The following is an 11,887-nucleotide window of genomic DNA, read 5'->3' as shown; positions in this document are numbered from 1 at the left end:
ATGCTGTTGAGCTGCACGCTTACGACTACCTGAACGAGCCTTCTCAGACACCTCTAAAAATTGACCGATGGACAGACGATGAGAATCTAAAAAAGACGTCAATTCTTCCTCAGTCATGGCAAACGGGTGACATGACATATCATTGGCAGTTGTTGATATCTGCGCCTTTGTGCGCCAGGTTTCTCCCCAAATAAATAGATGACCATTAGTTTCCCCAGATATCCAACTGCCATGTAACGTTGCCATAATAAGTAAGTTTTGTGTCTTTTTTTGTTATCTAGTCCAGGTTTTCTCGATCAAATTTGCTGAATTTATCCCTTAGGATTAACAGCTATCCTATCTGATTAATAGATTTTATAACAAAGGGAGCAGGGAGTAGGGAGTAGGGAGTAGGGAGTAGGGAGTAGGGAGTAGGGAGTAGGGAGTAGGGAGTAGGGAGTAGGGAACAGCGGATCTGGGAACAGGGAACAGGGAACAGAAATTATCATAATTTATTTAGAATTACTTGAAGTAAGCAAACTTATTATTTTTGGTTATTTTTTGATTATATGATTAGGGGAAAATATATCCAGTTATTTTCCCCATTACATAAAAAATATTCGCTGATCAAAAAAACTTGATAGAGACTACCTTAATTCGATTTTTAAATAACAAAAAACGGTAAAACCTGAAGTAAGAGGATATCTGAAAAGTTTTTTTATACTGAATTTTGCCCCCCTAGCCCCCCAAGCGAGGGATTGCTCGCTTGGGGGGAACAAGAGTCAATTTGCTTCTAAAAGTCCCCCAAAATTGGGGGATTTAGGGGGCTTGTATGTAGCAAATGAGACTTCTCAGACAAACTCTAAAATCCATGGCTATTACTTAGAGTATTCAGTAGTCTTGAAACTCTAAAAAAACGCTGAATTTACTCCACAACAAATTTGGCCACTTTCAAAAAGAAAGCAACCGTAGGCCTAAAGCAGTTGACCCATTAGCCTAACACCATAAAAAAGTATAGCGTTTACTAGTCTAATCAGGTGCATAGAAATTTTTTCATTGCTCCCGACTCCCGACTCCCGACTCCCGACTCCCGACTCCCTACTCCCTTTCCTACTTACCACCCCCCTGAGTGATAAATGCTACGATTGCGACAGAACGAGAACAGTGATCAAACAAAGAAGGAAAAAGTACCGAAATGGTAGAGATAGACAAGTCAATATCCTTTGATGGACGGGATATTAGACTCAAAGTAGGTCTGCTTGCCCCTCAATCTGGTGGTTCAGTAATGATACAGTCGGGGGATACAGCAGTTCTAGTGACAGCAACTCGTGCCCCTGGTCGAGAAGGGATTGATTTTCTACCCTTGGTGGTTGACTACGAAGAAAGACTCTACGCAGCAGGTCGGATTCCAGGTGGTTTCCTCAGGCGGGAAGGCCGTCCTCCAGAAAAAGTTATCCTAACTAGCCGTCTCATTGACCGTCCCTTACGTCCCTTATTTCCCAGTTGGCTACGAGATGATATACAGATTGTAGCAACTACCCTGTCTATGGATGAACAAGTACCGCCAGATGTTTTGGCAGTTACTGGTGCATCGATTGCTGTGTTGCAGGGCAGCATTCCCTTCTATGGACCAATGGCAGCTGTACGGGTAGGGTTACTCGGGGATGATTTTATGATTAATCCCACCTACAAGGAAATCGAAAATGGCGACTTGGACTTAGTCGTGGCTGGTTCCCCACAAGGGGTAATTATGGTAGAAGCCGGTGCCAATCAATTACCGGAACAAGATATAATCGAGGCCATCGATTTCGGCTACGAAGCGGTACAAGACTTGATCAAAGCCCAGCATGACCTGCTTGAGGAGTTGGGAATTGCAATAGTGATTGGCGAACCCCCAGCCGTAGACTCGAATCTAGAAGAATTTATTCGCGTCCGCGCCACTGACAAAATTAAAGGTGTCCTCTCGCAATTTGACCTGGACAAAAATGGTCGGGATGTTGCCTTAGATGAGATTAAAGACAGTGCTGTCAAAGCAGAAATTACCCAACTCAAAGAGGATGACCCGATCCGTGTAGCGGTTAATGAAAATAGCGCATTAGTCGATAAGCTGTTCAAAAGCCTCACCAAAAAACTGATGCGTACTCAGATTGTGGAAGAAGGGGTGCGCGTGGATGGTCGCAAGCTAGACCAAGTGCGTCCTGTCTCTTGTCAAACCAGTCTATTACCTCAGCGAGTTCATGGTAGCGCTTTGTTCAACCGAGGACTAACCCAAGTCCTATCCACGGTTACCTTGGGAACACCTGGAGATGCCCAAACTCTAGATGACCTTAACCCAGAAGATGAGAAGCGCTATCTGCACCACTACAATTTCCCACCCTTTTCTGTAGGGGAAGTCAAGCCATTGCGATCGCCCGGACGGCGTGAAATTGGTCACGGAGCCTTAGCCGAACGAGCATTAGTCCCCGTGTTGCCCCCTCAACACGAGTTTCCCTATGTGATCCGGGTAGTATCGGAAGTGCTCTCCTCCAATGGTTCCACCTCCATGGGCTCGGTTTGTGGTTCAACACTGGCCTTGATGGATTCAGGTGTACCGATTACCAAACCGGTTAGTGGTGCAGCCATGGGTTTGATCAAAGAAGGAGATGAAGTCCGCATTCTCACCGATATTCAAGGTATTGAAGACTTTTTGGGTGACATGGACTTCAAAGTCGCCGGTACCGATACTGGCATCACGGCTTTGCAAATGGACATGAAAATCACTGGTCTGTCCATGGATACCATAGCCCAGGCCATTGAGCAAGCCAAACCAGCCAGACTGCATATCCTAGAAAAGATGCTGGCGGTGATTGACACACCCTCCACAGACATGTCACCCTTTGCTCCTCGCCTCTTAACCATGAAGATCGATCCGGAGTTCATCGGTACAGTCATTGGTCCAGGGGGTAAGACAATTAAAGGAATTACCGAGCAAACTGGGGCAAAAATCGATATTGAAGATGACGGTACAGTTACCGTATCTGCTATGGATGGGGACAGAGCCACCAAAGCTATCAATATCATCCAAGGCTTAACCCGCAAGCTGCATGAAGGGGATGTCTATGTTGGTCGTGTCACCCGGATTATTCCCATTGGTGCCTTTGTGGAAATACTTCCTGGCAAAGAAGGTATGATTCACATTTCCCAACTAGCTGACTACCGAGTTGGCAAAGTGGAAGATGAGTTAGCGGTAGGAGATGAGGTAGTTGTCAAAATACGGGAAATTGACAACAAGGGTCGTCTTAATTTAACCCGTTTGAACATTCATCCGGACGAAGCTGCCGCAGCACGGGAAGCAGCAGCGTTATAACCTAGCTAGGCTAGCTAGATAATGGTGAAGCGTCAGGAGCAGGGAAGCTTCTCAAGACTATAGAGAACAGATGTAGAAGCCTCTGGGGAGTTGGGGGAATAAATTGACCCTACTCTGATGATGCTTCCCTGAACTTACCCTAGGAGTATCCTGTGATCAGGTCAGTGACCAGCAAAAGTTAAACATTTCTGAGATAGCCGTAAGTAAAAGCTTTACACTAAATAATGCATTATGGTTTAGAGATGATTTAGTTAAGCTGTGCGGAAAATTGTTATAGCTGGTAACTGGAAAATGTACAAAACTCAAGCGGAAACCGCTGAGTTTTTAAAGGGATTTTTGCCTGAGGTGGAGCAAACTCCCATAGAACGGGAGGTTGTTCTGTGTGGTCCCTTCACCGACTTGGGTGTGATGTCTGAGCATGTACAAAATACTCGTGTACAGATCGGGGCTCAGAATATCCACTGGGAAAATGCTGGAGCCTACACTGGTGAAATTGCTGGTGGGATGCTCAAGGAAATTGGTGTGCGCTATGTCATTGTTGGTCATAGTGAACGGCGTCAATACTTCGGCGAAACTGATGAAACCGTTAATAAACGCCTTCACGCTGCTCAGCGTCACGGTTTGATTCCGATTCTGTGTGTTGGGGAAACGAAAGCACAACGGGATGCTGGTGAAACAGAAGACATTATTAGCAAGCAGTTGGAAAAAGACCTAGTCAACGTTGACCAGCAAAATTTAGTGATTGCTTACGAACCAATCTGGGCAATTGGTACTGGAGACACTTGTGATGCATCAGAAGCGAATCGAATCATTGGATTAATTCGCTCCAAGCTAAAGGAAGCTAATGTCCCAATTCAATATGGTGGCTCCGTCAAACCCAAGAATATTGATGAAATTATGGCTCAATCAGAAATTGATGGAGTACTGGTGGGCGGAGCAAGCTTAGAACCTGCGAGCTTTGCCAGAATAGTCAATTATCAGTAGTTGTGATTAGTCATGGGCTAATTGTTAATTGTTAATTGTTAATTGTTAATTGTTAGTTAGCTTATTATTAGTTAGTTAATTGGTTAATTGGTTGATTGCAATGGGCAATTTTCAATTAGCAATTAGCCATGATCTATAAGCGATGGATAAAGGAAAATTAACCATCCAGAACTATTCTTTTGAGTGGGGCAAACGAACCTATATCATGGGTATCTTGAACGTTACCCCCGATAGTTTTAGTGATGGCGGAGAGTATTTTACCCCAGAAGCTGCCTTAAGGCAAGCTCAGGCTCTAGTAGATGCTGGTGCTGATATTATCGATATTGGTGGTCAATCCACTCGACCTGGTGCCGAGCAAATTTCCCTACCCGAAGAACTGAAACGAGTTGTGCCTGTGGTAAAGGCAATGGGTTCAGTGCTGAAGATACCGATTTCTGTCGATACCACTAGAGCATCTGTGGCTAAGGCTGCGGTAGAAGCTGGTGCCGATATGGTCAATGATATTTCCGGTGGCACATTTGACCCAGACATGTTGCCACTTGTAGGGCAATTGGGGGTACCAATTGTCTTAATGCATATCCGAGGCACCCCGGTTTCCATGCAAAAATTAACTGATTATCAAGACTTAATTGGAGAAATCTATAGCTTTCTGGAGGAGCGGGTAACTGCGGCAACCGCAGCAGGAATTAAGCGATCGCATATTATTATTGACCCAGGCATTGGTTTTGCCAAAACCGCTGAGCAAAGTGTAGAGATTCTGCGGCAACTGCCTAGGTTTGATGCCCTCGGTCTACCGATGTTAGTCGGAGTATCTCGGAAAAGCTTTATTGGACGCATCATCAATCAACCAGACCCCAAGGGTCGAATTTGGGGAACTGCTGCGGCTTGTTGTAGTGCCATTGCCGGTTCAGCAGACATCCTGCGGGTACACGATGTTGACCAGCTCCGTGATGTCTGCCGTGTTGCTGATGCGATTTGGCGTGTTTAAGTATTCAGCATTCAGCTATCAGCATTCAGTTATCAGCATTCAGCTTTTGAATAAAAGAGGTAAGCATTGGTTTAATCTCTGTTACGTCTGCTGACAGCTGACAGCTGACCGCTAAATGCTTTGATGGGCTTTTCCCGAGAGTTTCAATTCTCATTAATCTCGAACTATTAAATTCTCCCATTCGAGGTTTATTTTAAGCTGACCGCTGACCGCTGACCGCTGACCGCTGACCGCTGACCGCTGACCGCTGAATTATTACATTGTTATTGACCTAATTACTTTCGCCCACAGATTCAGTTTGAAGCAAATCAGTCATGGCTTCGCTCAGTGCTTTTGGATCCATAAAGACGACTTTAGAATTGTTGCTTTCACTTAATTTTTCATTAGCTTCTACATAGCGTTGAGCAATCAGGAACTGTAGGACTTTCTGAGTATTAGCTTGCTCTTGAAGAGCTTTGGAGATCATTTGGATCGACTCCACTGTACCTTCAGCCTGTAAAATTTTGGCTTGTTTCTCACTCTTAGCAGCTCGTTCCTTCTCTAGGGCATCGATAATAGTCTGGGGTGGTTTAATCTCTTGCACCTCAACCCGCATCACCTTGACTCCCCAATCAGCAGAGGCATCATCTAATTGTTGCAATAAGTTCTGATTGATTCTGTCTCGGGAGGCATAAGTCTCGTCTAATTCCATCTGACCAATGGTAGAACGCAGAGTGGTCATGACTAAATTTTCAATCGCCTCATGAACATTATCTACAGCATAAAAAGCTTTGTACATATCTAAAATTTGCCAATACACGATCGCATCGACTTCTACCTGAACGTTATCTTTGGTGATTGCCTGCTGGGGTTCAATGTCCAAAATCTGCTCACGGGTACTCTCTTCTACGGCAATCTTGTCTATAAACGGAACTACATTGTAGTTAAGACCAGGGTCTAGTTTTTTACGATACTTACCAAAACGTTCTACTAGAGCTTCATTTCCCTCTTGGACAACTTTTGTCGTACCTACGGTGTAGCCAAAGGCTACTAAAATAATTGGGGCGAGTATGCTAAGAAGAATATCCATAGTGTTTTAGATCCTGTTAGAAGATTAATCAATTCACGCTTTGCTGCGGCTAGCATTTCCTAGAAATAACTTTATCAATAGAAGAGCACAAAATGTGTGTATAGATAACTTTCACTCTAGCCACCCCTGGGTTGAGTGTCAAAGCTGTTATCAACACTACGGGGAAGCTAACTTCTGTGGATGAGGGGTATTCCCCTCACCATTCCCCTAACCTATACTTAGAAACTGAGAACACAACAGAGGGAAGATCCGCAACAACTAAAAAAGTAGGTTATCAAAGTAGATTTAGTTTAAGCATTCAGCCGTGAGCCATTCGCGAACGCGAATGGCCTTGGCTCACGCTACTTGAGGTGCCGTCAGTGCTCAGTAGTCAGCTGATTTTATTCAAAAGCACCGATTGCGCTACGCGCACGCTGCGCCAACAGTAGCCTGGCCATTCCCGTAGCGTGGCCTTTGGCTGATAGCTGATACGCGACACGCTGATACGCGACACGCTGAATGCTTACAATTTCGTACTAGTCAGTTTTTTCAGCAGCAGATGGCTTGTCTTCTTCAGCCTTGTCCTGATTAACCAGCCATTCTGAGAGGGGGCGTGAGACAGCATACTGAAAGTCCACTGGCACTAACAGCACCTGCAACTGCTCAGATTTGGAATCCAGTGGTAGGACTTGAGCATATAGGAAACTGCGAGTAAAGTCCAAGTTGCCTAAGATCAGCTTCGGACTGTCCTGATTTTTCAGTTTCACTGTTATAGTTGCTGAGGGCTTGTCTAATCCATACTCTGGAAGTTGGTCAGGGCTAACCGTAAGAATGCGATCGCTTTTGCCCTGAGCCAGCAAGTTCAACAAAAAGGAAACAACCGCATCACTAGCTGTCGCCTCTTTGGGCTTTTTCATCCGCCAACCCGATTCTGGCTCACTGGCTCGCTCGAATACTAAGGTCTTGTCATCACTATTAACAGTAAACGATTGAATCTCGTCTTCAGTGAAATTAAATATCGGTTTTTTATTAATTTTAGCAGCTTCTCGCTTTTCAGAACCCTGAATTTCATAAATATATACACCTCCCCCCAGGAGGATGGCACAAATGACTAAAATCAGAGTTGTCCTTTGTAGTTTCATCAGTTTAAACTGCATCGATCTAAACACAGCTTAATACGTTATAGCGGTTCTCAATTGGGTGAGGTACACCTCCCTTGGGAGTAGGGAGTAGGGAGTAGGGAGTAGGGAACAGGGAACAGCGGATCTGGGAACAGCGGATCTGGGAACAGCGGATCTGGGAACAGCGGATCTGGGAACAGGGAAAAAATCTTGTGTAGTTCACAATTATGAGAAACGCTATAGCTAGATCTAGCTAAGTCTTTGGGAGATTGCTAAGTAGTCGGAGATCAATAAACGCGCTCTGTGTAAAGAATTATGAAAATTCCGATCCAAAAAACACTGGTATGGCTATTGGGTGGTTTAGGTATCTCAGGGGTAATCGCGCCAGCCTTGGGATTAGATACATCAATCTCAGAAGCTGGTATTAATGTCTATCGGTTACACCAACCTCCCTATAATTTAACCGGTCGCAAAATTGCCATTGGGCAAGTGGAAATTGGTAGACCTGGATTATTTGGTAAGGATAAGGCCGCTATCAAGAATCGGACAGTAACTCCTGCGGGAGTATTTTATCGCAACACCCCCGCAAAACCGAATACCCATGTTGATGAACATGCGGCTATGGTAGCAGCTGTGATGATTAGTCGAGACAAAGCCTTTCGGGGAGTAGCACCTGGGGCAAAACTCTACGCTTCAGCAGTTGGTTCCCTGTCTAGGAGTGGACAACCGGAAGAGTGCCTCGCGGCTCAGCATATTGCTCAGCAAAATGGCTCCGATGTGCGGGCAATTAATTTTAGTTTTGGTGAATCCCTACAGCGGGACCCGAGGGAGGAAGCGGTGCTGGATGGCAATGCGCTGTTAACTCTATGTATCGATTGGTCAGCTAGGGTGCATGATGTCTTGTATGTGATTGCTGGCAACCAAGGCAAAGGGGGAATTCCGATCCCCACAGATAATTTTAATGGTATCAATGCAGCATACACAGCCAAGCGTCAGGGAGTTTTTAATAAGGTAGACTTTGCTAACTTGAGTGCTTTACCAGTTGGTATTGGTCGTCGTCTGATTCGGCAAGAAATTAATGTTGGTTCTCGCCGCTCGATTAATTTGGTAGCTCCTGGCAACAAGATATCGTTGTATGACCTCAAAGGTAAAGTGACTAAGGTCAGTGGTACCAGTTTTGCTGCTCCCCATATCACTGGTGTTGTAGCATTGCTACAGGAATTTGGTGATTCCGCTTTGCGCAAGCTGCGCTCAAGACAACAAAAACTATTCTTGATGCAGTCCCTCAGAGCGGAAACCCCCAATACCGGGCTGCATCGCTTGTGGATGAATTGGAGTACAGATTCCCGACGCCATGAAGTAATGAAGGCAGTGTTGCTTAATTCTGCTGACAAAATTCAAGATCTCGGTGATGGGATGCTACTAGGCATGAGCCGCACGATTCGGGCAAAGGATAATCACCACTGGTTAGAGTCTGATGCTTACCAAGACCCCAAAATTCCTCTGGATATGCAGATGGGGACAGGACATCTAAATGGGTTTCGAGCTTACCAGCAATTTAAACTCGGCCAATGGAGTCCCAGTGGCATTGGAGTGCCACCAGTGGGTTGGGATTACCGTACTGTGGAGAAATCATCTGATCGGGACTATGTGTTAACAAAACCCTTAGCAGAAGGAAGTTTTATCTCTTTAACTCTGGCTTGGGACCGTTTGGTAGAGTTAGAGGATGACAATAATAATGATGCTTATGATCTTGGGGAGAGTTTTAGCGATCGCGGTTTGAATAATCTTGACCTCTATTTAATGCCAGTCGGAGAAGAGGACATTACCAAAAGTGTCTGTGCTTCTATCAGTGAAGCGGATGCTGTGGAACATATTTTCTGCCAAGTCCCTGCTCAAGGTCGCTATAAAATTCGGGTTCAGTATCAACAACAGGTTAATCAGCCGTCTCAAGCTTATGCTTTAGCTTGGTGGACAGTTCCAGATCCCAAATGATAGGCAACAGAGGCAAGAGGGCTAAGCTGCTAGCTTTGAGCAAAAACTTGGCTCGAAAAATAAAAACTTGATTGGGGATTCATCCCATGGTGCCCTTACGGGTCAGATCTCAAGATTGAAGGCGCTAGAAGCTAAAGTTACAATCTAGCTAAAGTAGGAATGGTAGTTGATTCACAATAGAGTTGGAATGGAGGAAGAGTTTTACTACCGAGGAATAGATAAAATTCGTCAAGGAGACTTGAACGAAGCAATCGAGGAATTTGACAAAGCCTTAGAGATTAATCCGAACTTCGCCGAAGCCTACTATAAACGAGCTATGGCTCGCTTTGACTTAGGGGATCAACAAGGCGCGCTTGCCGATTATACTCAGGCTTTACAAATCAATTCTGAAAGTATTGAAGTTTATTTCGGGCGGGGTTTGGCTCGATTGGCACTGGGAGATGCCACTGGAGCAATAGAAGATGCCAATCAAATACTTAAGATTAATCCTAATCAGCCTGCAGCTTGTAAGCTTCAAGGTAGTGCCTACCGTAAGTTAGGAGATAATCAGGCTGCGATCGCATCATTTAAACAAGCAGCTCAGCTCTACCTAGACCAACAAGATAAATTAAATTGTCGTCGTTGTCTTGAGAGTATCAATCAAATTCAACAACAGCAAATACTAGCTTTAGGTCGAGCCCAGACTAACGATTTTTGCCATCAAGCAATAAATAAAGTTAACACAGGCAAGTACCGAGAAGCCTTAGAGGATTTCAACTGGCTCCTTGAGGTTGACCCCAAAAATGCCCAAGCTTATTGCTATCGAGGTATTGTTCACTGCAAACTCGGTGATTACAGGAGAGCCATTCAAGACCTTGGTCAAGCTATGGAACTAAATCCCCAAGATGCTCAGGTTCGTTACCATCGAGGATTAGTACGAATTGAATTGGGAGATTACCGGGGAGCTATTGATGACTTGACCAAGTTACTACAAAGTAATCCGGAAAATCGGGACGTCTTAATCCATCGGGGTAATGCCTATATCCAGATGGGAGACTATCGCCAAGCCATCGAAGATTATTCCCGAGTTATTACTCTTAAACCCAATGATGCTCAATCATATCGTTATCGGGCAACCGCTCGTGAAAAGTTTGAAGATCTACGGGGAGCATTTGAAGATTATCAACAAGCGGCAAACCTGTATTTCGATCAACAAGACTGGACTAATTATCGGAAACTGCTCGATAAACTCAAACAGCTACAGCCATTACAACTGACCGAGGGGTCGAGCAATCGAGAATCACAAGCACCATCAAATATCAAACCTAGTAGGGAGTTGCAACAAAGACTACTAAGACTGGTAGGAGGACAATCCGATATCGCCACACGCCTACTTGACTTGGCTAAGGGAAAATACCCAGGGATGCCAGAAAAATGGTATTGGGAGAAGGTGATCAAGGATTTAGAACGATAGCGCTATAATAATTGAAATATTGATAAAACTAGCGACAATTAATCATTCAGCTTATGCGCTACAGATGGTGCTACTTGAGGTGCTATCAGCTATCAGCTGTTGCGATTGCTTCAATGGCAGCTTCTAATGCGATCGCAATATGAGTCCAATGGGTTCCTCCCTGACAAAACACAATATAAGGCTCCTTAAGCGGACCATCGGCAGAAAATTCTGACGTACTGCCATCAATAAAAGTCCCCCCAGCCATCACTAACTGACTCTCATAACCCGGCATTGCGGCTGGGACAGGGTCGAGGTAGGAACCTATCGGAGAATGCTGTTGTATCCCTCGACAGAAAGCGATTAATTTTTCCGCTGAACCCAACTCAACTGCTTGAATTACATCCCGACGGGGTACCATCGGTGGGGGATTGACAGGATAACCAAGTTGTGCTATAGTATGAGCGATTAAATGACTCCCTTTGAGGGCTTCACCAACCATTTGGGGAGCTAGGAATAATCCTTGAAACAGCAATCGATTTTGATCGAAAGTCGCCCCACCTGAACTACCAATCCCTGGAGCAGTCAGACGACAGGTCGCCGCTTCAACTAAGTCAGCTTTTCCAGCGACATAGCCTCCAGCAGTAGCAATCGTTCCCCCAGGATTTTTAATCAAGGAACCCGCCATCAAATCTGCTCCTACTGCTGTCGGTTCTTGTTCTTCTACAAATTCCCCGTAACAGTTATCCACAAAACAGATAGTATCAGGATTTTGTTGTTTGACAAGCTTGACAATTTTTTCTATTTCTGATATTGAAAGACTCTTTCGCCAAGAATACCCACAGGAACGCTGAATGAACACCAGGCGGGTATTCTCTCCTACCGCTGTTGCCAAGGCTGACCAATCTAAACTTCCCTCACTAGTTAGGGACAACTGGCGGTAACGAATCCCAAATTCTATTAGGGAACCTTGACCATCACCCCGTAAACCAAT

11 protein-coding genes are annotated in these 11,887 nt (G+C 44.9%); 5 read left to right on the top strand and 6 right to left on the bottom strand.

Annotation, left to right across the window (positions count from 1 at the left end):
• The coding region (locus F6K38_RS09625) for a hypothetical protein (protein ID WP_287356519.1) at positions 1-246 on the bottom strand (246 nt) is incomplete at its 3' end.
• Between the two features lie 98 nt (positions 247-344).
• A complete protein-coding gene (locus F6K38_RS09620) occupies positions 345-488 on the bottom strand; it encodes a hypothetical protein (protein WP_287356517.1) in 144 nt (47 codons plus the stop codon).
• Positions 489-1,174: 686 nt separating this feature from the next.
• On the opposite strand from F6K38_RS09620, the gene F6K38_RS09615 reads away from it, so the two are divergent.
• The 3 genes from F6K38_RS09615 (at position 1,175) to folP (ending at position 5,297) form a co-directional block, all read left to right on the top strand.
• On the top strand, positions 1,175-3,325 hold the full coding sequence (locus F6K38_RS09615) for a polyribonucleotide nucleotidyltransferase (protein ID WP_008185716.1): 2,151 nt from the start codon (positions 1,175-1,177) through the stop codon (positions 3,323-3,325).
• A gap of 258 nt (positions 3,326-3,583) precedes the next feature.
• Positions 3,584-4,309, top strand: a complete 726-nt coding sequence (gene tpiA, locus F6K38_RS09610) for a triose-phosphate isomerase (RefSeq protein ID WP_071986895.1) — start codon at positions 3,584-3,586, stop codon at positions 4,307-4,309.
• A gap of 142 nt (positions 4,310-4,451) precedes the next feature.
• The gene (gene folP, locus F6K38_RS09605) at positions 4,452-5,297 is read left to right on the top strand and encodes a dihydropteroate synthase (RefSeq protein ID WP_287356515.1); all 846 of its coding nucleotides are present in this window, start codon (positions 4,452-4,454) and stop codon (positions 5,295-5,297) included.
• A gap of 271 nt (positions 5,298-5,568) precedes the next feature.
• Here folP and F6K38_RS09600 read toward each other — a convergent pair whose 3' ends face one another.
• The 3 genes from F6K38_RS09600 to F6K38_RS09590 form a co-directional block, all read right to left on the bottom strand.
• Complete coding sequence (locus F6K38_RS09600; RefSeq protein WP_008185722.1) at positions 5,569-6,366, bottom strand: SPFH domain-containing protein; 798 nt, start codon at positions 6,364-6,366, stop codon at positions 5,569-5,571.
• Between the two features lie 515 nt (positions 6,367-6,881).
• Positions 6,882-7,487 carry a DUF4340 domain-containing protein gene (locus F6K38_RS09595; protein ID WP_044493642.1) on the bottom strand — a complete coding sequence of 202 codons (606 nt, stop codon included), beginning with the start codon at positions 7,485-7,487 and terminating at the stop codon, positions 6,882-6,884.
• Between the two features lie 19 nt (positions 7,488-7,506).
• Positions 7,507-7,689, bottom strand: a complete 183-nt coding sequence (locus F6K38_RS09590) for a hypothetical protein (RefSeq protein ID WP_131827147.1) — start codon at positions 7,687-7,689, stop codon at positions 7,507-7,509.
• A 92-nt stretch (positions 7,690-7,781) separates the two neighbouring features.
• Between F6K38_RS09590 and F6K38_RS09585 the strand changes: the two genes are divergently transcribed.
• Positions 7,782-9,461 (top strand): S8 family serine peptidase, encoded by a 1,680-nt coding sequence (locus tag F6K38_RS09585; protein ID WP_008185725.1) that lies wholly within the window; start codon positions 7,782-7,784, stop codon positions 9,459-9,461.
• 166 nt (positions 9,462-9,627) lie between these two features.
• On the top strand, positions 9,628-10,914 hold the full coding sequence (locus F6K38_RS09580; protein ID WP_229419060.1) for a tetratricopeptide repeat protein: 1,287 nt from the start codon (positions 9,628-9,630) through the stop codon (positions 10,912-10,914).
• An 85-nt stretch (positions 10,915-10,999) separates the two neighbouring features.
• On the opposite strand, the gene F6K38_RS09575 is transcribed toward F6K38_RS09580, so the two are convergent.
• The coding region (locus F6K38_RS09575; RefSeq protein WP_287356513.1) for a methionine gamma-lyase family protein at positions 11,000-11,887 on the bottom strand (888 nt) is incomplete at its 5' end.

Origin of the sequence: Moorena sp. SIO3B2, assembly GCF_010692525.1 — a bacterium.
GTDB classification, from domain to species: Bacteria; Cyanobacteriota; Cyanobacteriia; order Cyanobacteriales; family Coleofasciculaceae; genus Moorena; species Moorena producens.
The sequence above is the reverse complement of the archived record's forward strand: the minus strand, read 5'-3'. Positions and strand labels throughout refer to the sequence as shown.